The sequence below is a fragment of the Streptomyces sp. SAT1 genome (assembly GCF_001654495.1).
In the GTDB taxonomy this organism is placed as follows: domain Bacteria; phylum Actinomycetota; class Actinomycetes; order Streptomycetales; family Streptomycetaceae; genus Streptomyces; species Streptomyces andamanensis.
In genome coordinates this window covers 3,981,368-4,005,810 of record NZ_CP015849.1, presented here as the reverse complement: position 1 = coordinate 4,005,810, position 24,443 = coordinate 3,981,368, and the positions used below count along the sequence as shown (strand labels likewise).

Sequence of the window (24,443 nt, the reverse complement as noted above, 5' to 3'; positions counted from 1 at the left end):
GACGGAGTTGTCACCGACCCGGCAGTGAGACCGGAGCTGGGCTCCCAACGACGCGTTCGACCGATCGGAGAGTCGAAGGGGAGCCACTGTAGAAGCTCCACAAGCACCCCTTCGCTGAGGTTCCGGCACCGTCCCCCCGGTCAGCCATGCACGACTTGGCGGTCGATCCATTCTAAAGGCGGCATTGCCTCACCATCGGATCGCGCATCGCTCACGAAGACCTTCCAGCACAGACAGCGGGCCCCACACCAGCATCGTCGCCGTGCGAGGGCACCGACAGTCACGAGGAAAACATCACGCTTCAAGCGGGTTGCCGGTGTCATCCTGTGCTGGTGGACGTATCTCTTCCCGACCAACTGGGCACAGCTGAACGAGAGTCCTGCGCGGCTGCGCGAGCAGTGATCCGAAAGCTGAATCTCTCCGCGCCTCCTGAGCAGATCATGGGACAGCAGGAAGTCGCCTTTGTCCCGGTGACCCGCGCGCAATGGAAAACAGTGCTGAGGGAAGCCGACCTGTCCGGGCTTCAGCGGGAGACCGACGATAAGGTTACGGAGATCCTGCGCCTGCGGACCGCTTCTGGCCGAAGCGTCGGGAAGCAGCTTCCGGAGTTGTTGCGGAGTCTCCACGCGTCGGTTGTTGCCTTGGGTGCTGTCGCAGAAGAGGTGTCCCGGTTCAGTCCGTCCCGTACGAGCGCGGCAGAGCGACGGTTGGCGACTGACCTGGCGCGAGCGAATCGGAGCGAGGCTCAAGCGCTGTTCACCTGCCTGGAACAGGGATGGTCGGAGTCCGCTTGGTCTGCAGTACGGAGGTATGCTCTCGCGGCCCAGGCGGCCGGGCGAACTCTGGAAGCTGCCGCCAGGACTGATCACGTCGGCCTTCCTTACGAGGACGTCTACCAGCGAACGCTCGGGGTGTCGGCCGAGCAAGTGGGTCCCGGGTCGGGTGTGGCGTCGCGGGCCCGCCTCTTGGCCGCTTGGTCGAAAGCCCCGCAGATGCTCGATCATCGGCTGCGCCGGAGCATGAGACATCTGATCGAAGACTCGCTGCCCCTAACGGTGATACTTCTCCATCACCTTGCCGTCCTAGCGATCTCCGATCGCCCCTTGGTAACGCACCGTGCTGCCCTCCTGGGACGTGACCTGGTGACGTCCCATCTGACGTCCGATCCGGAACTGGCATGTTCAGTGATGGCACGGCACGTCGCGCGAGAACCGGAGATGGTGTCCGCCCATCGAGGACAGATCGCCTACCTCGACGCTTACTACGAGGAGGAATACCAGGAAGAAAAGGCGCGGGCGGTCATGGACCTGCACCGGGCCGTGCTGGAAGCAGACGTCAGGCGCACGGCTGTTGTGGTACTGGAACTGCTGGGAAGGACAGTTCCGCAGGGGGCCCCGCTCGCCACCGTCCGGGATCTGCTGGCCGCTCAAGACGGGCAGCCGCTGTGCAAGTTGCTTGCCTCGACGATCCGCTCTGAGTGGCGCAACGCGAACGCCCACGAGGACTTCCGCTGGGACCCTGTCAACGGCACACTCCTCTTGGGCGGACGGCCAGCCGATCTCGACGAGGTACTGGACGCAGCGCTCCGCGCTCGCGCCATTTGCCGCGGGTTCGAGCACGGGGTCGCAGTGGCCTACGCACAGAACGCATCGCTGGTCATCCGGGGCGCGGAGGACTCGAACTACGTCGGGCAGGACCTCTCCATACTCCAGGCAGCTGGAGAAGCCAGATTCCCGGTGCTGGACATCCGGCGCCATGGCAGTCTCGTGCGGCTGGACGTGCCCGACGTCTCCGTTGAGAGCCTGAGAGAGGCGTTTCGTGCGATCCTCAGAGCCGCCATCGCGGACCCCAGCGTCGAGTGCTGGGAACTACGTCAGGCCTCTCCTGACCGACCTCTGCTGCACGTGGACCGTGCGGGAACACGTGCCGGGCTCCAGATCGCGGAGCCCCTATGGGACACTGCCGACCCCCTGCCTTTCGCCGCTCTCCCCCTGCTGGCAAATGCCATGACCAACGCGGGAGAACCCGCCGAGACAACAGCGTCAACGGTTCTCTGCCTGGCAGCTGCCCACGTCCTCGGTGAACGAGACCGCTTGTCGCCTGCCCTTGCACACGGGGATTCAGCCGCCAAGGACGAGTTGATCAGCACCACGAAGCTGATCAGCGCCGGCGCCAAGGCGGCAGCGCACCTGATGGAGGGAGCAACCCACCGCAGGTTGCTGGCCTTCGCTGAAGTTCTTGCCGGAGAGTGCCACCGGTTGAAGGGCGCTCCCCCCTTCGCACTTGTGCGCGAGTTCGCGCCGGCGTGTCGGGCCCTGCGGAGGCACGGGCCAGCTCACCTCCCATGGATCACAGGACTCAACGACGCTGCCGTCTGAGATCCCCGACACGGTCGGACTCAGATCACGCTTCAGAATTCAGCGCGCGGGCGAGAGGCCGACAGGCTGATCATCCTGGCCGAGAATCAGGACTGCTTGCCGTCCTTCGTCGTGGTACGAGGGTTCGGAACCGAGTTCTGGTCCGCGGCCTTCCCCTTTCCGTCCAGCCCCAGGGACTGCTTGATGTTCTCGTAGTCGACGACGGGGGTGCCGATCCTGGCCACCGTGTGCCCGTGCGAGGTCAGCATGGCCTCGGCGAACGGGCTGTCCAGCGTGGCGACGCGGGTCCACATACGGACCTCTGCCAAGGGAACAGACTGCACGATCTCGAAGTCGACCAAGAGGTCCGGGATGTCGAGATACTTGGGCAGAATCCGGTAACGGGCGTTGTTGTCGCGGAACATCTCCAGAGCCGCGTTCCGCTCCCGGCTCCCTTTGACGGGGGATCCGGCCTCGATCCAACGTGCGATCAAGGGTGCTTCGCTCAACGGAACCGCCTTGGCGAGACGTACGTACTCGGCCTTGGCCGCGCGGTTGCCGCCGCTGGGCAGGTCCTCGTAGAGGTCGCACGCAGGAGTGAGGACGACCCACCAGCCGTCCTGGGGGTCCCGCAGAAGGTCTGCCGCGGTCACGTGCTTCGTGACCGGCGGCATCAGGTACATCCGGGCGGTCGACGCGTGTCCCATCACACGGTCCTCGGAGGAACCGAGCACGGCTCCGAGGGCCTCGACCGCGTTCTCCTTCAGCCAGGCCGCCAAGCGGTGCACGAGGACGGGGGCGATCTGGCTACGGTCAACAGCGCCGAGCCGGTCCCAGTTCGGGGCGATCTCGTCCCGCAGGAATCCGCGCACGTGCTCGTCCACGAGGGCGGTAATGTGCCGGGTGAGGACCGGGACACCGGACTCGAGGCCCTCCCGAATCGCGGTGACAGCGTCGTCCAGTCGGTTCTTCGGGACCACTTGGATGAGCGGTGGCTGCGCCAAGTCGCTTACCTGCTCCGCGAGGCCGGTGCAGAAGACGACCGGCACCCAGCGGGTCTTGGCTATCCGGTCGTGCAGTTCACGGCCCTGCAGGTTGGGGTGCGCGGCGGAGCCGCGCCGTGTCGCGTCCCTGACATCCAGAACAACCAGGTCGATCGCCTGGGTCTCCAGCAGGCGTTCGGCTTCGTCGAAATCGTTCTCGACGTGGATGTCGAGCGTTCCGAGGTCCGAGAGCTCCTCCGCGAGCATCTCGGACAGTTCCTCCGCGATGTCAACCTCGTCTTCGACGATCAAGATCCGGTACACCGCGCCCCCGTCCGTCACCCAACTCTCCTTCGCAGTCTTGCCCTGAATGTGGCTCCGGCGAGGGGCCCTGGCCTCACCAGGGACAGATCACCGTCGTAGAAGTCCTTCACGACGCTGCCGGCGATGCTGAGGCCCAGCCCGATGCCGTCCTCCTTGTCGCTGAAGTACGTGTCGAAGATCATCTCTCGGATCTCCTCACGTACTCCCGGGCCGCTGTCGCTCACGTCGATGTCTACCTCGTCGTCGGGCGTCCGCCTCGTCTCGATGAGGATGGCGCGCTCCTTCCCCTCGGGCAGGGTGGAGAGCCAATAGATCGAGTTCCCTACGAGGTTGTGGACCACCTGGGAGATGTCGCCGGGGTCAGCCGTCACTGTCACGTCCTCGCCGCTGACGGTGACGGTGATGCCGTGCTTCTTGAGCGTGCCTTCGTGGACCGCGACGGCCTCGTCGATCGCGGCTTGGAGGGACAGGGCGCGGGGGCGGCCTCGCCGCCGGCCGCTGAGCGGCTCGACGCGGGTGAAGAGCCGGTCCAGAGCCTGTTCTTGCGCCGTGAGGTCGACGTGCATCTTCGTGAGAGCGGAGGCGAGTTGTTCGTCCTCGTCGCGCTTACGGCCTGCCAGCTTGTTCAGTCGGCGGAGGACGTAGGCGATCCGCGTCAGTGCCGTCCGACCGTCGTGCAGTACGACGTCGACTAGCGCTCCGAGAGTCGCAAGGCGGGAGAACTGCGAGAGGACTTCTTGGACCTTCTCGACGCTCTCGTCGATCGTTTCCTGAGCCTCCTCCAGTGCGCGGCTCAACTCGGTGTCGTCCGGATACTTCGCGTTGAGAACGTCCCGGACGGGCGAGAGGGTGAAGTTCTGGAACAGGCCGTGACGGTCGCTTCCGGCACCGGAGGGGGTGTCCACCGTGACCGGACCCGACTCGCGGCCCTCTCCGTTCGGACGACGCAGCCCGTAGCGCCAGGTCTCGAGTCGGCTCACAGCCTGGGTCAGGACACCCTTCAGGTCCTCGTACTCGGGAGAGTCGATGAGTCCTTCCCGGTGCGACCGGTCCCGAAGCCCGGGGTTACCGTCCGCCGATATGTACACGAAACCCGCGACCTGGTTGTTGGAGAACCGCATGGTGGGGTTGTTCACGCGGCGGAGGTCGAAGCGCAGCCAGTCGAAGTCGACCTCGCCGAAAGGCTGCACCCGGAAGCCGTCCCGGTAGAGGGCGACACCGCTGTTGTCCTTGATTAGCTTACGGACCTCGGTGATGTTGCGGGCCCCGAGGTCGATGTTGAGCATCTCCTTGAGGGAGGCCGAGTCAAGGTCCCAGGTACGGAGGTCGAGCTTCAGGGGACCGCACTTGGGCGCCTTCCCGTGCGACGGGAACAGGTACTGATTCACGGTCTCCGACTGCCCGGACGTCAGGTTTGTCATGGCCAGGTCGGCGAGACCGTTTTCGTCGATGGTCCCTATGAGGCGGTAGTGCGGATGCGCCAGAGCTTCGCTGGCCGCGACGAAACCGGTGTGGTGGTCCAACGGCCCGGCCGGAAGGGAGAGATAGATCGCGAACTCCGGCTGGTCGGGCACGCCCAGCTCTACAGGAGGGGGAGGGGGGAGGAGTCGGGAAAGGGACCTCTTCAGGCTCTCCACCGACTCGGACCCCCAGTCCTGCCGAAGCCCTTCGAGCCGGACGAGGGTGCCGTGAGAGCCCGTCCAGGCTGGCCGTTTCTCGCTTGCACGGAAGGCACTTGTCACCTCGTCGAAGAGGCGTCGCGCTTGGCCGTTGTCGGCGAACACCTCGGGAGCGCCCACGTTCCAGTGGACCGGCACCTGGTCGAGATAGGCGTTCTCGGCGGCGAAGTCGTTCCAGTCGAGCCGGATGTTCACCTCGGGACCGCCGGCCTTGCGACTCCTGATCGCGGTCACGGCACCGAGGCGGGCTGCGGAGAAGCGCCCGATCCCCTTTGCACCAAGAACCCTTCGCCCGAACTCCTCACTGCGTGGGGCACGGTGCCGGAACGGTGTGGCAATCTCCATCCAGGTGTCCCGGACGGTTTCGGGGGACATACCGTGCCCGTCGTCCCATACCTCGATGGAACCGTAGCCCTCCTCCAGCGGCCCGTTGAACCTGATCACAACCAGGTTCGCATCGGCGTCGTAGGCGTTCTTGACCAGCTCGGTGAGTGCCACCCGCTCGTTGCTGATCAGTTCCTCACCGAGTGTGCTCATCAGGCGCGCACGGGGACGTAGGAACGTCTGTGTGTTCTCGGAGTCCACGCTCGCCCCTCTGACCGCTCGCACCCGCACCCCGCCCGAGGAGTGCCAACTACGATCTTAACGGCGGGGAGGGCTCTGGAGACGCTGCTCAGGAGATTTGGGCAGCACGTGTGCCGGGACGGGGGTTCAAGGTGGCTACAGCACCCGACGCCCGATGAACGGGGCAGAGCCCGTGATCGAACGTGTCTTCTGGTCCGGGGGTTCGTTGAGACAGATGACGTTCGTGGACGTATCGCAACCGGAACAGGGTGGTCTCGAGGAGCAGCCCAAGCGGTGTCCTCTAACATGGGGTGGCTCAGAGTAGAACACTGCATCAAGTTACCAATGGGTACGGTGAGTGGACAGCGGTGTTCACCAGGCAGGTCACCCGCGTGACAGACGAGGCTTTACGGCGGCGTAGACCGGCCGGAAGCCTTGCCTTCGCAGCGTCGTGCGTGATCTCCTGGAGGTCGTTCAGGTCGTCAGGTACGGAGGAGTGGGTCGTGGCGAAGGAGAAGGGGGCAAAAAGCACGTATGGCGTGCCCCTGGAGCGGAGCGACTACCTCAAACTGGACAAGCACAGGCACCACTGTGAGCCGGACGACTTCAGGAAATGGGTCCAGTCCGGCTACGGAAAGGGTAAACGCCTAGCTGTCGACCTCTTCTCGGGCGCCGGCGGGCTGAGCCTGGGCCTTGAACGAGCCGGATGGACCACCGCTGCGGCCGTGGACTTCGACGAGCGGGCTCGCGAGACGCATGCAGCGAACTTTCCGGGAATGAGTCTTTGTGCCGACCTCGGCGATGACGACCAGCGAGGCGAATTCGTCCAGCGAATCCTGGACTCCGGAGCCGATATCGACATTGTGGCGGGAGGCCCCCCCTGCCAGCCGTTCAGTCGTGCCGGACGCAGCAAGATCCGGCACTTGGTCGAGTACCACAACCGCGACCCGCACGATCTGCGTAAGGAACTCTGGCGCGCCTACGTCGACGTGGTGGAGCGACTCCTTCCACGTGCCGTCCTCATGGAGAACGTCCCTGACATGGGGCTTGGCGATGACTTCAGCGTGATCCGCATCATCGAGGCAAAGCTGGAGAGTCTTGGGTATGTGACCCAGGTGCGTCTCGTCGATGCGTGGAACTATCGCGTGCCGCAGCACAGGAAGCGTCTGATCCTCCTCGCACGGAGAGACGGTGGCGGCTTCGTGTGGAGCAAGCCGAAGAAACAGACCACCCTTCGGGATGCCATCGGTGACCTTCCTGCACTCAATCCGGAGGCTTTGAAAGCGGTAGGTGCCCGAGTCGGCGACTACGAAGAGGAGCAGGAGCCGAAGCCGTCTTCCTTCGCCAAAGAGATGCGCAGAAGGGCAGACAAGGGTGTAATTCACGACCACATGACGCGGCGGGTTCGTGAGGACGACTTCAGGATCTTCACGGTCATGGATTCCAAAACCCTCTACTCCAAGCTTGAAGAGAAACTGGAAGAGGACGAGAAGGATTTCCAGAGGTACGACGCGAAGCAATTCACCGACAAGTACAAGAAGCTGGACTGGAAGGAACTGAGCCGCACCATCACCGCGCACATCGCCAAGGACGGTTACTGGTACATCCATCCTGAAGAGGCGCGAACGCTGACCGTGCGTGAAGCCGCGAGGATCCAGACCTTCCCGGACCGCTTTCGGTTCGCGGGCACGCGGAGCGACGCCTTCCGCCAGATTGGCAACGCGGTTCCCCCGCTGTTGGGCGAAGCCGCGGCCCGGGTTCTCCTGCCGCAAAATGTACCCGCCGGGGACGAGGCCGCGGACAAGTGGCCGAAGGTACGTGAGGAACTGACCCGCTGGGCCAAGGAGCACCGTGCGGGCAAGCAGTGGTACCAGTTCCCCGGTGGCCGGAAGATGAAGCCGCTCGGGGCTCTCGTCATGGCGGTGCTCTCGGGAAGCAAGCTGCAGCCGAAGCAGCTCTCCGACGTGATGGACGAGGTCGCTGGGCACAGGGAACTGACGCAGGACGTCTATCTCGCCCTCGTGAACGCGGCGCCGACAACAGCACTCCGCAAGCGTCTGGAGGGCAGGCTCAGTCCGGTCGTCGACAAGCCCGAGATCTGGGTGAACGCGGATTCGGTTCTTGATCACAGCAAGGTGATGGGGCTCAAGCCGGCTGAGCTCGCGTTGTTCAGGCTGCTGGCCGGCGGCGACATAATGCTGGTCGGCCAGAGTGCGTTGCGGGTGGCTGCGAGGGTTCAGCAGAACGAATCGCACCTGACCAACCGGCTGACCGAGGGTCGGCTCAGCCTCATCAAGCTTCTCGGCGCTGGCCGGGACGCACCGGTGCGCATGGCCGCCATCAGGTTCATCGGCGAGAACCTTTGTCGTGACAAGCAGCCCGTCTGTGGAAGCTGCCCGCTGAGCGACTACTGCCCGACCCGTCCGCAGGAGGACGAGGGAACCGAAGCCACCTTGGATGTTGCGGTAACCACAGGCTGACAGGGCCCTCCCGGGAGAACTGGGACGCTGCGGTGTGCGGCGTGGGCGATGCGCTCGGCGGCCCGCCCGGCGTCGGCCCTGACCTCACACTCCCAGATGCGCACTACGGTCCATCCGGCGTCTCTCGCCGCTTCGGTGTTCCTGGCGTCCCTTTCCATGTTGGTCGTGATCTTGGTTTCCCAGCGCGAGGCGTTCGGCCCTCGGAAACGCCGCGTGCCGTGGGAGGGGCAGCCGTGCCAGAAGCAGTCGTCGACGAAGACCGCGACGGAGTACCGGGGCAGCACGAAGTCCGCCGTGCAGCGGGGAGCGACCTCACGGTGCAGCCGAAAGCGGAGCCCGAGGGCGTGGACGGCGCTCCTAAGGGTCTTCTCCGGCCCGGTGTCCCGTACGCGGCGGCCTCTCAGCTGTGCGCTCCAGGGCGTGCTCACCCATCCTTCGTGTGTGCTCACGAGGCCATGCTTCCACCTTGGGCGGTCATGCCGTGGGCGTGCTCCGGGTGGCAGACTGACCTAGGTGATCCGAGAACCTGCAGAACTCGACGTCGACAGGGCCGGCCGTGTGGAGATCCCGCTCGGGATCCTCGCCGAAGCAGGCATCAGCCCGGGCACCAAGCTGCTCGTGTTCAGCGACGGGGACGGGCGCATCGTGCTGAGACGTGCAGAAGACGCGATCAACGACCTGTTGGCAGAGGGAACCCTGTAGCGCCAGCCCCGGTGCCGGGACTGGCGCTCTCACGCGGTCTCGTGGTCGAGGCCGACAGGCGAGGGGTGGAACCCATGCCGCAGGGCCTCTTCGTAGACCTCCATCGCCTGCCTGGCCTGGGCCCCGGTGACCCGTCGCCCCTGGGAGAGCCGCTGCGCGACACGGTCGGCGAGCTGCCTGTCCACGGCGCGCAGGAGCCGGCCTTCGCGGGCCCAGTCCGCGAGAGCCTGCCACTCCTCGCTGGGGATGTCCTCGACGGCGGCTTCGGCCTCGTCGGACTCGGTGCTCTCGGGGGAGGCAATCTCGAAGGGTTCGGTCGTGAGTTCGGCGGTCAGCGCATCAGGGAGCGTCCACGGGATGCGGGAAACCTCGTCCCAGCAGTCGGGCTTCTTCGCCCACTCCGACACGTGCCGGTCGCCGGAGATCACCGTCTCCATGATCAAGGGACAGAGCTCGTCGAGGGCGTCCTCCAGGGCGTCCGTGGTGCCCTGCTCGTTCCAGATCCTGTCGAGGTCGATCCGCTTCTCGGCGGCGAGCGAGAGCCGGGCGACCGTGTAGGTCGTGATCAGTCGTTTGTGGCTGCCGGCAGAGTGCGCACGGGCGATCCGGTCGGCAGCCTGGAAGAGGATGGCGGTGGCTATGGCGCGCTTGCAGTACTGCACGTCCACGACGGGATCGGACTTCTCGATCCGCTCCATGAAGTGGCCGAAGTTCTTCTGGGCACCGCGACTCACCCAGTACGGGAGCTGCTCCCAGGAGTGCACGAAGGTGGCCAGGTCGGACTTGCTGAATCTCTGCCGACTCGGCGTGATCAGCTTGAACTTGCGCTGGGCGGCGCGGGTCTCGTGCTCGGCGGACTTGTCGGTGTACTGTCCCCGCGCCCGCTCGTAGAACCATCGCGTCTCCTGACCGCTGCCGTCGGTCGCAGGAGCCCACAGGCTGCGGGAGACACGCTCGAAGGCGACGTGGAACTCGTGGTTCGAGCTGAAGTCGACCAACGTCACCTTGTTCTGGGTGTTGGAGTACTGGGAGATCCTCGGAACGATCTCGGACAGGTACGCGGGATCGACGATCGTGAGTTTCATCTGCACGTGGACCCCGTCCAGGTCCCGCTTGTCATGAGTCAGGACGTGGTGCAGCGAGGCGGTGGTCTGGCCGCCGTTGACGATCTGGAGGCCGGTCATACTCCTGATGGCGACGGGACTGCCGTGCTCGTCGGTCTCGAAGTCCACGTCCGAGGCGGTGGCGGTCACGCCGTTGTTGTAGGCGAGGAAGCGGCTCGGATCCTTCAGCAGGGTTTCGCGGATGCCCTTGTTCACGCCACCACGGGTCTGGAGGAAGGACCGGACGTTGAGTTCGAGCAGCCGGGTCCGGTGCTCCTTGTACAGTTCGGCAAGCTGCCGGCCGGGGATGACGGCCAAGACGACCGAGTAGTTCGGCTCGTCGCTGTGCGCCGCCAGGCACGGAAGAGGACGCTCGAAGGTCACCTTGATGGGCTCGCCGATGCTCCCGGAGGTCTCGTGCCTGTGGAGCCGCGCAAGGTCCCAGAGCTCGTGTGTGACAGGGATCCCCTCGAACTCCCCGGGTCCCGGGGCACTCGTCGTGCTGACCCGGTTGCTCAGGAGAAAGAGGCGGATCTTCGGAACGTTCGACAGTGCCTTCTCCACACCGACGCACATGTCGTGCACGTCGGTGTTGTCCTCCTGGTTGGGGCGGATGGCCGCGTGCTTGCCCACGAACGCGAACAGCCTGCGGAAGAGCCTGTCGGACTCGGCCTTGGTCAGCTTGCTGCTCATCGGGGTCAGGTTGAAGTCGGTGGTGTAGAGATCGAGGCTGGACCCGTCCTCGGGCAGGCCGTAGCCGTAGATCTCTAGCCCACGGGAGGAGTGGTAGGCGAGCGCAGCGTCGGTGACCACCCCGGCCTCCTCGAGGATCTCGAGTACGTGCTGGGTGAATGTGTTCGGGATCGAGCCGCCCTCGGCGTCCGCCAGCGCCTGGATGTCGGTCACCAGCGCGCGTGAGTAGTCGTGGAGGTCGTGCTCAGCCATGGGTTCCTCGGATCAGGTCGACGAGTGTCTCGGCGGTCACGCTGTGGGCGGTCAGTGCCGACACGTCGATGGTGTAGGTGCAGTTGCCCACCCCAGGCGGCAGTTCGGCCTCGATGATGCGGGGGAAACCCTCCCCGACCGTCCAGAACTCGCTGCGACGCAGGGTGTAACGATCGTGGTCGTAGAGGTCCCGCTGATTCGGCAGATAGCCGGCTTGGACCAGCAGACTCTCGAAGCGCTGGGCGGCGGACGGTGAGGTCAGACGGGCCCGTATCTCGTCCACCAAGGCGTTCAGACTCCTGCCGAGCCCACTTTGCCGGTCGTCGAGGACGACATGAGCCAGTGCGAGGGGCGTCGAGTCGGCCGTGTCCAGCTGCCGCTCACTCGCGATCTGGACCGTCCGGGGAGAGCGGGCTGTGGTCGTCTTCACCTCGACCGCGGCGCCGGGCAGCTGGAAGTCCTGGTTCGTCTGCCGAGGGCCCGTCCAAGAGCTGACGGCCGTGTGCTGGTCCACAGCCGGAAGTACGTACTCAAGGAGGAAGTGGAGTTCGCCGAAGAGACCGCACCGGGCCTGTCGGGACAGGCCGTCGCGCGATACGGAGCGCAGCAGTTGCTGCCACCGGACGTAGCGGCGAACCGCGGCCTCCGCCGCCGTCTCGGTGGTCGGTGCGTCCCGCACCACCTCTGCGATGTCGGAGACGAGCGGGGTGAACACCTCCGTGAGTTCGTCGTCGGTGAGCATGACCTGGAGCTCGTAGTGGTTGCCGGACACCGACGACAGGTTCAGCTGCAGGCCACGGGTGGCAGGCAGTTCGTGGATCTCCTGACGTACGGTGTCGGCGGTCCTGGCGTCCGTGCCGAGCAGCAGCATCCGCCGGAGGGCGGGGTGCGTCACCGACACCTGGATGTCGTGCTGGGAGTCGGGGTGGAGCCGCCGGGTGGACCTGCCCGGGGTCTGCTGGTGGGCCTCCAGCTCCTGCCACACACTCTCGTCGATCACTCTTCGTCCTCGAAGTCGTCGAACTCCAAGTCCTGCTTGAACCAGATGTCGTTCACCACGTACTCGGTCTTCAACTGGTGGCTGGAGAACGGGAAACTGATGGCGAACCCGACCAGCGGGGCGACCGGCTCGGGGTCCCCTGACGCCTTGGCCACCTCGGCAGGGCTGAGGGGATACAGCAGAAGCAACGGCTGGTCAGAGCGGCGCTGATTACGCAGGGGCCGACCGCGGGGAGTGTCGGGGGCGAGCGGCTCGCCCTTCCTGTTGAGCTTCCCCCTCGCGGCCTCCTTCGTGTCCTTCAGCGCGCGCTCCTTCTGCTCGTCTGTCAGGTCGCAGAGTTCGTCGGCGGGGCTGAGTACGCGCTTGATCGTGTAGCGGCCGGGAACAACGTCCGAGGACTTGGAGTGGCTGCGCGTGATGAGGCCGACGGAATGGCCTGCGATCTCGGCCGCCGCTCCCTCGGGCAGTCGGCTGGCCAGGCGGATCGTCCAGTTGCCCAACTCACCCTGCTTGGCACACTGGCGTACGTACTCCGCGATGAAGGCCGGCCGCACCCGCTGGGCCTGCCGGTCGGTGAGGTAGGAGTCGAGGAAACCCTCGGTGACGTCCGAGGCTGCGACGCCACTCCAGGTAATGCTCCCGCTCCGCTCGTCTACCTTCCCGGCAGAGAGCGCATCGAGCCGCGCGACGAACGTGTCGAGCAGATCGTGGTTGTGGCGGACCACCTTCTCGGAAAGGTCAAAGATGGTCGTCTCGGGAAGCTCACCGGAGTAACTGAGGCGGACACGTGTGCCCTGCCTCATCTTGTTGGAGGCCGTGATGCCGAGGCCGAGCGACGAGGTCCTGACCTTGAGACCGTACTCGCGTGGGGTGAGTCCCACCGCGGACATCTCCTCGACGTCGCGCCGGAGTTCGTCGGTGGCCGCGGTGATCTCCGCGTACTGGCGCTGCAGCGTACGTGTCGTGTACAGGCGGCACAGGTCCTCGTAGTGGGGACGGTAACCGAACCAGCGACCCATCTGCAGCAGGGTGTCGTACGTCTTGGAGGCACGCAGGTAGTAGCTGACCGACAGCCCTTCGAGGGTCAGACCGCGGGAGAGTTTCTCGCCGCCCACGGCGATGACCGACAGGCCGGTCTCCCGGCGCTCGTAGTACTGGAGAGCGTCCTTCGCGGCACCGTTGACAGCCATGACGGTGATCTTCGCAAGGGCTGCGTGGAGATGCGGTTCGACGTCCTCCCAGTCGAGCCTGCCCCCGGTCATGTCCTCGGTGCAGGGGACGAAGTCCTCATCCCAGAGCTCCCGCAGCTCTTCCTCGAGTTCTTCCCGGGCACTGCTGAACCGGTCCTGGAGAACGTCGAAAAGCAGACGCACATGGGCGTCGATCTGGTCGCGGACCTGCTGCTGTACGGCGGTGAAGCGGGTCACGTGCACCAGCATGGAGTTGTGCACGGCGACCTGCCCCCGTGCTCGACGTGCCGCGCAGGTCAGGACGAAGGACCGAATGGCTCGCTGCAGCGACTCCGGCAGGAAGTCGGGAACCTGGTGGTAGGACTTGTGCTTGTCCGGCAGCCAGAGGTCCGTGTCCTTGATGTGCCTCATGAGCGGCAGCGGCACGATGTCCTCCTCGTCGCCGTCGGTCTGCAGACCGAAGACCCGCTCGGGACCGAGGTAGTTGGACGGCGCCCGCAGGGTGCGGATGAAACTCTCCGGGAAGAGGTCGGGGCCCAGCTCGTCGTGGTCCGTGTCAGGGCTGATGTAGATGTTCGCGAAGGGGGTCGCGGTGTAGCCGACGTAGGACGCCTTCGTGAAGCTGTTGACCAACCGCCTGATGGCCTTGTTGATCGCCGACGGGTTGGTGTCGGGGTCCTTGGAGGTGTTCACCCCGGCGTTGTCGGCTTCGTCGTCGATCACGAACAAGGGGAGGTCGGGAACGACCATCCGACCGGTCTCCGGGTCCTCCACACCGTGGTTGTCGATCACCCAGTCCCGCAGGTTGTCGATGATCCGCCGGTTCTTCTTGACCACGAGGACCACCGGAACGCTGCCCACTGGCACGTTCGCGGAGACCGCCGTCTTGCGGGCGAAGTCCCCCTTCTCGTGACTGGTGGTGAGCGACGCGGCCTTCAGACGCTTGCCGTGCGACATCGCGCCAACACCGATATGACGATGCGCGTCATCGTCCGAGCGGAACTGGTACTGGGTGTCGAACCCGAGGAGCCCCTCGTCGATACGGAGCTGCGTCTGGCTCCGCAGGTCGTTGTGGATCCCGGCGAACACCACGATGAGCCGGTAGCCGGCGTCAGCTGCCTTCGCGGCGAGCCCGATGAACTGCCCCGTCTTGCCGGACTGGACCTGTCCGATCACGAGCCCGGTCCGGCGCCAGACGCCTTCCCGCTGAGGGTCTTCCAGCTCACCGAGGACGTCGTCGGTGCTCTGGTCGAGTCGGCGTACGACCTGCGTCGGGAGCTTGGAGACGGTCAGGAGGTAGCGTCGGTAGCGGTCCCAGAAGTCCCACTTCCGGTCGGCCTTCGCGTCGGCGAGCCAAGGTACGTGCCCGTCGTCGTCCTTCATCGCGGAGGAATCGGCTTGGAACACGGAGGCCCGGGCCTCGAGCACTTTCCGCACTTGGTCCCGCTCCACTGTGATCCCTTGGGCAGCGAGGATGCTGACCGCGGTGTTCACGGCGAAGTCCACCTCGGCCGGCGTTGCCTGGCGGTCACCGGGCAGGAGCAGCACCGCGGTCTGCTCGGCCTTCTCGAGACTGTCTTCGGGGGTGGTGCTCACAGCGACCTCCTGCGGCCGGGTCGGTTGGGCGTGGGGACTACCAGGTGTCAGGAGTTCCAGAAACCTTGTTGCTCGTCGAAGGGGGACATGGAGCTGAGTACTGCCCGGGCATCCTCAGGCGAGCGGCCCTGCCCAAGGAGTGCTTCGTACACCTGGCGGGCGATGTCGACGGTCTCCGGAGCGGCCGGCCCCGGACCGCCGAAGGGTTCGGGGTCGTCGACCGTGTCTGTCTCGTGGAGCATGCGGAGCGCCGTGACCGGGACCGTCTCCTCAAGGAGGCGGATCATCGAGCGGACGACGTCCGGGTTGCCGCCTTGGTCGTCCATCGCTGCTTTCACCAAGGGGTGTTTTCTGTTGATGCGCAGAACGATCCGGCCGCCGTTGCGTTTCACGTTCCAGGCGAACTTCAGGGGGTCACCGTGCGCCCGCGACACGACTTGACCACGCTGTCGTGCGGAGCGGGAGGCCGCCTCGCGCGTGTACCTGGCGATCCTCTCCAGGTGACGCCGCAAGGAGACGGGTGGAACGACGCTCGCTTTGCGCACGTCCACGCCCCAGGCGGTGTCGGCCTCCGCAGGGATGTCCACAGCGATCCGCGCGAGGTTGTACTTCTCCTCGCGTCGGAGGCCGCGAATCCCGAGCCAGTCACCGGCCAGGATCAGGCGGTCACGGCGGTAGACATAGAACCCCTGCTGCCCCAGCCATCCCTTCTGCCCGGCAGCCGACTCGTATTCGGCTGCCGAGAGCCGCTGTGCCGTCGGGAGGACGAAGGGCTCCACGCGCACCGACTCCGATCCCAGCGGTAGAGGCTCCCAGGGGATCCGCTGGACCGACGGGTGCTTGGACAGAAACGGGTCCCACGGGGAGAGGTCGGAGCCACGTACCCGGATCCGGCACCGGGCCGGACGCTGCAGGAAACGGGCGAAGACCATCGCAAGGTGGGCTTCGGTACGCTCCGCCTCCGCGTAGAACTGGGCCTGCGTCTTTTCGTCGTCATTGGTCACGGCGGTGTTGTGGTAGCCGGAGAGCTGCTTCCACAGGACGACGGTCCCGTGCTGCATGCTTCCCGCGATCCGACGCAGCAGGGTGGTGGTCGTATCGCCGGGGTCACGGAGGAGCCGCCACTCCTTGTAGTGCTCCACGACGTCGAGGTCCCACGTCCGGACGTGCCAACTTCCGTCCCTGACCGTGGCGACGGTGAGCTTGCGGCACTGGGAGAACGAGGCGGACTTCAGCCCCACACCGAAACGGCCGAGATCCGTGGCACTCCGCTCGGCTGACGGACCGCGGGCCGCCACCGTCATGGCGGTCACAAGCTCGGGCTCCGTCATCCCCCTGCCGTCGTCCGTCACAGCGATCCAGGAGCTCTGTCCGTCCCATGTGAAGTCGACGTCGATGTTCCGGGCCTTAGCCGAGACACTGTTGTCCACAAGGTCTGCGACGGCGGCGGGAAGCGAGTAACCGAGCGAACTGAGCGACGCCACCATGCCAGCAGGGTCGGGAGCGGCGACGTCGAAGTCCATCTTCACGCTCCGTACCCGGTGTATCCGGTCAGTCCTGTGCGGTTGGTTCGCCTGTGTGCTCCAGGGAGCGGCATGCGGCAGGACTTCTCGGGCTTCGCGTGGTGAGTGTGCTGCAACTCGTCCCACGCCAGCCGACATCCCCCCGTTCGGAGCATCCTACCGAACGGGTCTCGTCTAACGTAGGTGATCTCTGTGGAGGGCCGTCCGCCAACTTCGCGAGGAACAACACGTACGCCGCTTGGTTGCCTGGGCGGAGGACGCGAAGATCACCCGCCCGAATCCGTCCGCCGTTCCGTGTGGATCCACGGCGCTTACGAGTTGCTGACCGGCAGCGGTATCGCCTCGCCGCGGCCGGTATTCCGGGCGGATCCCGGCACTGCGGCTGCGTCACTTCGCAACTGGTCGACCGAGCAGACGAGGACGGGCAGGAACGGCTATGCCCTGTCACCCTTGGCACGTGCAAGCGCCTCATGATCGGGCTGACTTAGCAGTGGGAGACAGCGCTCGACGCCCGGCTGGCCATGTACTCGGCATCGCCGGTGCGCATCCTAACGACCCACGCGCACGCGCGCGTCCGTGATCTGATCTGACCTCCTCGCCATCGATTCATGTCAGAACCAAACAGTCCCGACGCCGCCTGCGGCCCTCTCGGAGACCGGTAAATCCCACCCGTTGGCCAGGGAGTGACGAAAGCCTCTGACGGAGTTTCACGCACGGCTGTCCACCGGTTGTCCACCGGGACCCGTTGCGCCAGCCTGACCTCTCCCCTATGAGCAGGCAAAAGACCAGTTCAGAGCCTTGGTTCGTCGATCTCGTCACAGAAACGAACTTCCGACCTACGCATTACGATGCACAGACAGACAGGGCCCGATTTACCCAGCTTCCAAGGCCAATAACACCAAGAAACCCCAGGTCAAAGGCTTGACCTGGGGTTCACCATGGAGCCGCTTTCGGGATTCGAACCCGAGACCTACGCATTACGAGTGCGTTGCTCTGGCCATCTGAGCTAAAGCGGCGTGCTGACCGCACCATGGTGCGATCGGCAACGTCGGCAAGTCTACACAGTTTCCGGGGGTGCTTCGTACCCGCCCCGGGGGCGAGGGCCGGGGCGGGTGCGGGTGGTCAGGAGCAGTGCTTGTCCTGGGCGGGCGGGGTGCCCTGGAGGAGGTAGGTGTCGACGGCGGAGTCGATGCAGCGGCTGCCGCGGCCGTAGGCGGTGTGGCCGTCGCCGTCGAAGGTGAGGAGGCGGGCGGAGGCGAGCTGGGCGGACAGGCCCTGGGCCCAGCGGTAGGGGGTGGCCGGGTCGCGGGTGGTGCCGACCACCACGATGGGCGCCGCGCCCTTGGCCTCGATGCGGTGCGGGCCGCCGGTGGGCTTCACCGGCCAGTACGCGCAGTTCAGGGAGGCCCAGGCCAGGCCCCGGCCGAAGACGGGGGATGCCTTCTCGAAGGCGGGCAGGGCCTTCTCCACCTCGGCGGGGGTGGAGTACGCCGCGGGGAGGTCGAGGCAGTTCACGGCGGCGTTGGCGTACATCAGGTTGGTGTAGCGGCCGCTGGAGTCGCGTTCGTAGTAGCTGTCGGACAGGGCCAGCAGGGGGGCGCCGTCGCTGTTCTTCATCGCCGCGTTCAGGGCGCCGCGCAGTTGCGGCCAGGCGGACTGGTCGTACATCGCGGCGATCACGCCGGTGGTGGCGAGCGCCTCGCCGAGCTTGCGGCCCTTGGTGTCACCGGCGGGGATCGGGTGGGCGTCGAGCTTGCGGAAGAAGGCCGCCAGGTGGTCGCCCGCCTGCGCCGGTGTGGTGCCCCGGCCGCCGAGCGGGCAGTCGCTCTGGCGCACGCAGTCCTTGGCGAAGGACTGGAAGGCGGTCTCGAAGCCCGCCGTCTGGTCGAGGTTCATCCGGCTCGCGGGCAGGGACGGGTCCATCGCGCCGTCCAGCACCAGGCGGCCCGCCCGGTCCGGGAACAGACCGGCGTACGTCGCTCCCAGGAACGTCCCGTACGACGCCCCCACGTACGTCAGCTTCTTGTCGCCGAGCACCGCGCGCAGGACGTCCATGTCGCGGGCCGCCTCGACCGTGGAGACGTGCCGCAGCAGCCGCGGATCGTGGGCGCCGCAGCCCTCGGCGAACGTGCGGTACGCGCCCACCAGCGCGTCGGTCTCCTTCCCGTCGTCGGGAGTGACGTCGGTCTGCGTGTACGTGTCCATGTCCCGGTCGCCGAGGCACTCGACGGGCTCGCTGCGGGCCACGCCGCGCGGGTCCATCGCCACCATGTCGTAGCGGGCGCGGATCTCGGCGGGGTAGCCGAGGCCCGCGTACTGCTGGAGGTAGCCGATGGCCGAGCCGCCCGGTCCGCCCGGGTTCACCTGCAACGAACCCAGCCTGCTGCCGGGCCCCGTGGCCTTCTTCCTGGCCACCGCCAGCCGCACGTCGCCCTGCGAGGGCTGCGCGTAGTCGAGCGGCGCCTTCATCGTGGCGCACTGGAAACCGGGCGCCCCGCAGTCGCGCCAGGTCAGCTTCTGCTCGTAGTACGGCATCAGCGCGGCCGGGGTGGAACGCGGCAGCGCGGCCAGCACCGCGTCCGCCGCCGGAGCGGCCTGCTGCTGCCGCGCCTCGCCCGCGGAGCAGCCCGAGACCAGCAGGGCGGCGGCGGAGAGCCCGGAGAGGAGGGCGAGGAGAGCGGGGCGGGAGCCGCCGGGGCGGGTCCGGGGTGCGGGCGGAGAACTGTTCGCAGACGTGACAGGGGGAGTGCTCGGACGAGGGGCGCGCCTGAAGTACATCTGGCGAGCGTAACTCTGCGCGACCGCGCGGGTGCGCTACGTGCGTGTCGTGCCCCGTACGAGTGATGTCCCCGTGGGCGGTGGGGCGGCTCCCTCGGGTCCGTCGGCGCCGTCGGGTCCGTCAGCCTGCCCTCAGGGCCATCGTCATCGCCTCCACCGCGAGCAGCGGGGCCACATTGCGGTCGAGGGCCTCGCGGCAGGCGGCGATCGCTTCTATGCGGCGCAGCGTGGACTCCGGGGTGCTGCCCCGGGCGACCCGGTCCAGGGTGTCCTCCACGTCCGCGTTGGCGATCGCCACCCGCGAGCCGAGCTGGAGGGCGAGGACGTCGCGGTAGAGGGCGGTCAGGTCGGTCAGCGCGAGGTCGAGGCTGTCGCGCTGCGTACGGGTGCGGCGGCGCTTCTGCTTGTCCTCCAGGTCCTTCATCACACCCGCCGTACCGCGCGGCAGCCGGCCGCCCTGGGCCGCGCCCAGCGCCGCCTTCAGCTCCTCGGTCTCCTTGACGTCCGTCTCCTCCGCGAGCGCCTTCGCGTCGTCCGCCGCGGCGTCGACCAGTTCCTGGGCGGCCTTGAGGCAGCCGCCGATGTCGTCGAGGCGGAGCGGCAGCCGCAGCACGGTGGCGCGGCGCTCGCGCGCGGCCGGGTCGGTGGCCAGGCGGCGGGCCCGGTCGACGTGCCCCTGGGTGGCACGGGCGGCCGCGGCGGCGACGCCGGGTTCGACGCCGTCCCGGCGTACGAGCATGTCGGCCACGGCGTCCACCGAGGGGGTGCGCAGGTTCAGGTGGCGGCAGCGGGAGCGGATCGTGGGCAGGACGTCCTCGATGGAGGGAGCGCACAGCAGCCACACCGTCCGGGGAGCCGGTTCCTCGACGGCCTTCAGGACGGCGTTGGCCGACTTCTCGTTCAGCCGCTCGGCGTCCTCGACCAGGATCACCTGCCAGCGGCCGTTGGCGGGTGAGGTGAACGACTTGCGGACGGTGTCCCGCATGTCGTCGGCGAGAATCTGGGTGCCGACCGCGGCGACCGTGGAGACGTCGGCGTGCGTACCGATCAGCGCTGTGTGGCAGCCGTCGCAGAAGCCGCAGCCGGGGGTCCCGCCGAGGGCGCGGTCCGGGCTGACGCACTGGAGCGCGGCGGCGAAGGCCCGCGCCGTCTGGACGACCCCCGCGCCGGGCGGCCCGGTGAACAGCCACGCGTGCGTCATCCTCGACGCCTCCGGCGGTGCGGTGCCGGAGGTGACCGCCGTCACCAGGGCGTCGGCGTCCCGGGCGGCGGCGCCCAGCTGTTCGCCGACCTTCTCCTGCCCGACGAGGTCGTCCCACACGCTCATGGGTCACGCCGCCCTTCCGCCGCGGTCCGCCGCGCCCTCGTCATGGCTCGCCACGCCTTCGTCCTGTTCGTGTTCGCCCTGTTGGTGGTGGTGCGGGATCCATTGTGCGGGTGCCCACTGACAACGGGGACCGGGACAACGGGGACCGGGACAACGGGGACCGGGACAACGGGGACCGGGACAACGGGAACCGGCGAGGCCGCCGGTCCCGAGCAGCCCCGGCGTCCGCGGCCCCGGCCCTCGTCCTCGGCCCCGGCGCCCGCGCCCGCGGCCATCGGCCTCAGCCCCGGCGTCCGCGGCCCCGGCCGTCGCCGTACTCCTCCTGCTCGTCCTGGCGCGGGCCGAGCAGCTCGTCCGCCAGCGTCGGCAGGTCGTCGAGCGGTGTCTCCTCGGCCCAGTCCGGCCGTGGCCGCCGCCGCGCGCCGGTGTCGGCCTCGACCTGGGGCAGCTCGCGCGTGCGGTCGTCGGAGCCGTCGGGCCGTACGGGAGGCGTCGGCCGCTCGTCCCGGAAGAAGCCCGGCGGGACCCGGTCGGCGATGTCGCCGCCCCGGACGTCCGCCGGAGCCGCGTCCCGCACCGGCGGCAGCACCGCGGTCTCGTCGGCCTCGCCGGAGAACGCACCGGAGACTGCGCCGGAGCCACCGGTACCGGCGCCCTCGCCGTCGTCGTCGGCGCGGATCTGCGGCAGCACCGCCGTCTCGTCCGCCGGACCGGCGTGCGCCGACGGCGGCCCGGACCGCCCCGGCTGGGGCAGCTCGGCCGTGACCTCCGCCTCGGAGACCTCCACCTCGGACTCCGGCTCGGACTCCGGCTCGGTGTCCCTTCCGGCAGCGCCACGGGAAGCACCCCGTGCACCCGGTTCCCGGGCGTCGGCACCTTCGCCCGGAGCGTCGCTCCGGTCCGCGCGCACCGCCCGCAGCACCGCCGTCTCGTCGTCCGCCGGGGCGCCCGCCGAGGCGGAGGACCGGGAGTCCGACGCCTCGGAGGTGTCCGGCGCGTCGGCCGGGGACACCACCGGCGTCGGGACGGTCACCGCGTCCGACGGCGGCACGGCGGCCGCGGCGGGCGGGGCCGGGCGGCGCGGACCCGAGGCCGCCGCCGCCGCGGCCTGCTCGGCCGCCCGCCGGGCTTCCTCGGCCCGCAGCAGCGCCTCCTCGGCCTTCTTCTGCTTCTCCAGGCGCAGCGCCTCGGCCTCGGCCCGCAGCCGGGCCTCCTCCTCGGCCTGCTTGCGCAGCCGCTCCTGCTCGGCCTTGCGCCGGGCCTCGGCCTCCGCGCGCGCCTGCTCCTCGGCGAGCAGCCGGGCGCGCTCCTCCTCGGCACGGCGGCGCGCCTCCTCGGCGCGCTGCCTGGCCTCCTCCGCCTGGCGCTCGGCCTCGCGGCGCTGCGCCTCCTCCAGCTCGCGGCGCTTGCGCTCCTCCTCCTCGGCGCGCAGCCGGGCCAGCTGCTCCTGGCGCTCCCGCTCCAGGCGCTCCTCCTCGGCCTTGCGCCGGGCCTCCTCCTCGGCCTTGCGGCGCGCTTCTTCCTCGGCCTTGCGGCGTGCCTCCTCCTGGGCCTTCACCTCGGCCTCGGACAGCGGCAGCATCTGGTCGAGCCGGGCCCGGACGACGGTGGTGACCGCCTCGGGCTCCTGGCCGGCGTCCACCACCAGGTACCGGCCGGGGTCGGCGGCGGCCAGCGCCAGGAATCCGGAGCGCACGCGCGCGTGGAACTCGGCCGGCTCCGACTCCAGCCGGTCGGGCGCCTCCGTGAACCGCTCGCGGGCGGTCTCCGGGGAGACGTCCAGGAGGACGGTGAGGTGGGGCACCAGCCCGTCGGTCGCCCAGCGGGAGATACGGGCGATCTCCGTCGGGGACAGGTCGCGGCCCGCGCCCTGGTAGGCGACGGACGAGTCGATGTACCGGTCGCTGATCACCACGGCGCCGCGCTCCAGGGCGGGCCGTACGACGGTGTCGACGTGCTCGGCGCGGTCGGCGGCGTACAGCAGCGCCTCGGCGCGGTGGGACAGGCCCTGGGAGGACACGTCCAGGAGGATCGAGCGCAGCCGCTTGCCCACGGGCGTGGCGCCCGGCTCACGGGTGAGGACGACCTCGTGGCCCTTGGCCCGGATCCAGTCGGCGAGCGCCTCTGCCTGGGTGGACTTGCCCGCGCCGTCGCCGCCTTCCAGGGCGATGAAGAAGCCGGTCGCGGCGGGCACCGTCACGGGGTCGTCGCCGCCGCGCAGGGCGTCGACGAGGTCCTTGCGCAGCGGTACGCCGGAGCGGTCGTCGACCTTGGCCAGCACCAGCGCGGCCACCGGCAGCAGCAGCGCGCCGACCAGCATCAGGGTGAAGGCGGCGCCGCCGTGCTCGAAGACGAACCGGCCGTTCTCCAGTCGGTGCGGGCCGATGCCTGCGGCGACCACCGGGGCGCACAGCGCGGCGAGGGCGACCACGACCCGCACCACCGCGTGCAGGTGCCCGGCCATGCGCGGCCTGCGCTGGTCCTCGGTCTCCAGGTCGAGGACGGTGTGCCCCGCGTTGGCGGCGACGCCGGCGCTCACCCCGGCCAGGGCGAGCAGCAGCAGGACGGTGGTCACGTCGGGCACGAGCCCGGCGGCGAGCAGGGCGATGCCGGTGAGGGCGATGGCCAGCGCCAGCAGCCGGCGCCGCGACAGCGTGACGAGCGCCTTGGGGGCCGTACGGATGCCGACGGCGACCCCGCCGGTCAGGACGAGCACGTCCAGGCCGAAGAGGACCGGACCGCCGCCCAGGTCGCGGGCGTGCAGCGCGCAGACGGCGACGGCCGCGGCGATCGCCCCGGCGACGGCGGCGCAGGCGAGCACGAGCACCGGCACGGCGCCGGTGCGGCCCTTGTCCACGCCGGTGGCCGTCCTGGGACGGCGCAGCCCTTCGAGCGGCGACCGCGCGCGCGGGGTGCGCGTGCCGGGCAGCTCCAGGTAGGTGAGGACGGACAGGGACGCGGCGAACAGACCGGCCGCGACATATGCGCCGAGGGCGGCCTGGTGCTGGTCGAACCAGGCGACGCCGGTGCCCAGGAGGTTGTTGAACAGGGAGGCGACGACCAGGACGACGGCCGCGAGCGGGATCGCCGCGAAGGTGGTGCGCAGCGACAGGCGGCGCAGGGCGTCCAGGTGGTCGGGGAGGGGGCGCACGGTGGCGCCCTCGGGGGGCGGGGCGGGCAGCAGCGCGGGCGCCGCGCTCTCCCGGCACACCGTCCACAGCCGCTCGGCCGCCCCGGTCACGAAGACGGTGACCAGGAGGAGCGTCGGTGCGTTCGCCGGGGTCCAGTCGATCCACAGCGGGGCGATGATCAGCAGCGCGGCGCGTACGCCGTCCGCGCCGACCATGGTCCAGCGGCGGTCGAGCGGGCCGTCCGGCGCGGTCAGGGTGGTGAGCGGGCCCAGGAGGACCGCTCCGAAGAGGACGGTCGCCACGATGCGCGCACCGAAGACGGTCGCCACTGCGAACGCCGCGCCCCGGTAGCCGCCGCCGAAGGACCCCTGGGCGACGGCCGCCTGGAGGACCAGGGCGACCAGCACCAGGAGGGCCAGGGTGTCGCCCACGCCCGCGACCAGCTGCGCGCTCCACAGCCGCTTCAGCTGAGGACGGCGCAGCAGGGCACGCACGGCGCGCTCGCGGGAGTCCGTCACCAGTGCGTCGTCGGGGGCCGGAGTGTGGGCCGTTGGCTGCTCGGCTCGCGTCATGCGTTCAGCCTATCGGGACGCACCGACAGGACGTGGTGACCGCCCGAACGTACGCGCGCCCCGGCATGTGTGTGATGCCGGGGCGCGCGTCGCGTGAACAGATGTGAAGACGATCTCCGAATGAAGCAGATGAAGCAGATGAAGGAGGTGAAGCCGACGAAGCCGTCAGGAAGAGGAGCACGCCGGGAA

Annotated in this window: 13 protein-coding genes and 1 tRNA gene; 3 read left to right on the top strand and 11 right to left on the bottom strand. The window is 68.3% G+C overall.

Features of this window, described 5'->3' with window-relative positions; translation table 11 throughout:
* Nucleotides 1-332 precede the first annotated feature (332 nt).
* Nucleotides 333-2,378 (top strand): hypothetical protein, encoded by a 2,046-nt coding sequence (locus A8713_RS17260; RefSeq protein ID WP_159393105.1) that lies wholly within the window; start codon nt 333-335, stop codon nt 2,376-2,378.
* 86 nt (nt 2,379-2,464) lie between these two features.
* Here A8713_RS17260 and A8713_RS17255 read toward each other — a convergent pair whose 3' ends face one another.
* Together A8713_RS17255 and A8713_RS17250 are read right to left on the bottom strand one after the other, a co-directional pair.
* The gene (locus tag A8713_RS17255) at nt 2,465-3,682 is read right to left on the bottom strand and encodes a response regulator (RefSeq protein ID WP_064534386.1); all 1,218 of its coding nucleotides are present in this window, start codon (nt 3,680-3,682) and stop codon (nt 2,465-2,467) included.
* Nucleotides 3,679-5,928, bottom strand: coding sequence for a sensor histidine kinase (locus A8713_RS17250; protein ID WP_064534385.1), 2,250 nt, complete (start codon nt 5,926-5,928; stop codon nt 3,679-3,681). Before A8713_RS17250 ends, A8713_RS17255 begins: the two co-directional genes overlap by 4 nt.
* A gap of 482 nt (nt 5,929-6,410) precedes the next feature.
* On the opposite strand from A8713_RS17250, the gene A8713_RS17245 reads away from it, so the two are divergent.
* Nucleotides 6,411-8,387: a DNA cytosine methyltransferase gene (locus A8713_RS17245; RefSeq protein WP_237305401.1), complete on the top strand. Its 1,977-nt coding sequence runs from the start codon at nt 6,411-6,413 to the stop codon at nt 8,385-8,387.
* On the opposite strand, the gene A8713_RS32380 is transcribed toward A8713_RS17245, so the two are convergent.
* Nucleotides 8,315-8,815, bottom strand: a complete 501-nt coding sequence (locus A8713_RS32380) for a very short patch repair endonuclease (RefSeq protein ID WP_237305556.1) — start codon at nt 8,813-8,815, stop codon at nt 8,315-8,317. The genes A8713_RS17245 and A8713_RS32380 overlap by 73 nt on opposite strands.
* Nucleotides 8,816-8,900: 85 nt before the next feature.
* On the opposite strand from A8713_RS32380, the gene A8713_RS17240 reads away from it, so the two are divergent.
* The gene (locus A8713_RS17240; protein ID WP_064534384.1) at nt 8,901-9,089 is read left to right on the top strand and encodes an AbrB/MazE/SpoVT family DNA-binding domain-containing protein; all 189 of its coding nucleotides are present in this window, start codon (nt 8,901-8,903) and stop codon (nt 9,087-9,089) included.
* A gap of 29 nt (nt 9,090-9,118) precedes the next feature.
* On the opposite strand, the gene A8713_RS17235 is transcribed toward A8713_RS17240, so the two are convergent.
* The 8 genes from A8713_RS17235 to tmk form a co-directional block, all read right to left on the bottom strand.
* Nucleotides 9,119-11,137, bottom strand: a complete 2,019-nt coding sequence (locus A8713_RS17235) for an AIPR family protein (protein WP_064534383.1) — start codon at nt 11,135-11,137, stop codon at nt 9,119-9,121.
* Nucleotides 11,130-12,137, bottom strand: coding sequence for a PD-(D/E)XK motif protein (locus A8713_RS17230; RefSeq protein WP_064534382.1), 1,008 nt, complete (start codon nt 12,135-12,137; stop codon nt 11,130-11,132). The genes A8713_RS17235 and A8713_RS17230 overlap by 8 nt, the downstream gene beginning before the upstream one ends.
* Nucleotides 12,134-14,923, bottom strand: a complete 2,790-nt coding sequence (locus A8713_RS17225; RefSeq protein ID WP_064534381.1) for a Z1 domain-containing protein — start codon at nt 14,921-14,923, stop codon at nt 12,134-12,136. The genes A8713_RS17230 and A8713_RS17225 overlap by 4 nt, the downstream gene beginning before the upstream one ends.
* Nucleotides 14,924-14,970: 47 nt before the next feature.
* The gene (locus tag A8713_RS17220) at nt 14,971-16,446 is read right to left on the bottom strand and encodes an ATP-binding protein (RefSeq protein WP_064534380.1); all 1,476 of its coding nucleotides are present in this window, start codon (nt 16,444-16,446) and stop codon (nt 14,971-14,973) included.
* Nucleotides 16,447-17,385: 939 nt separating this feature from the next.
* A tRNA-Thr gene (locus A8713_RS17215) sits at nt 17,386-17,462 on the bottom strand.
* 106 nt (nt 17,463-17,568) lie between these two features.
* The gene (locus A8713_RS17210) at nt 17,569-19,224 is read right to left on the bottom strand and encodes an alpha/beta hydrolase (RefSeq protein ID WP_064534379.1); all 1,656 of its coding nucleotides are present in this window, start codon (nt 19,222-19,224) and stop codon (nt 17,569-17,571) included.
* Between the two features lie 121 nt (nt 19,225-19,345).
* Nucleotides 19,346-20,551, bottom strand: coding sequence for a DNA polymerase III subunit delta' (locus A8713_RS17205; RefSeq protein WP_064534378.1), 1,206 nt, complete (start codon nt 20,549-20,551; stop codon nt 19,346-19,348).
* A 280-nt stretch (nt 20,552-20,831) separates the two neighbouring features.
* Nucleotides 20,832-24,254 (bottom strand): dTMP kinase, encoded by a 3,423-nt coding sequence (tmk, locus tag A8713_RS17200; protein WP_064534377.1) that lies wholly within the window; start codon nt 24,252-24,254, stop codon nt 20,832-20,834.
* Nucleotides 24,255-24,443 lie beyond the last annotated feature (189 nt).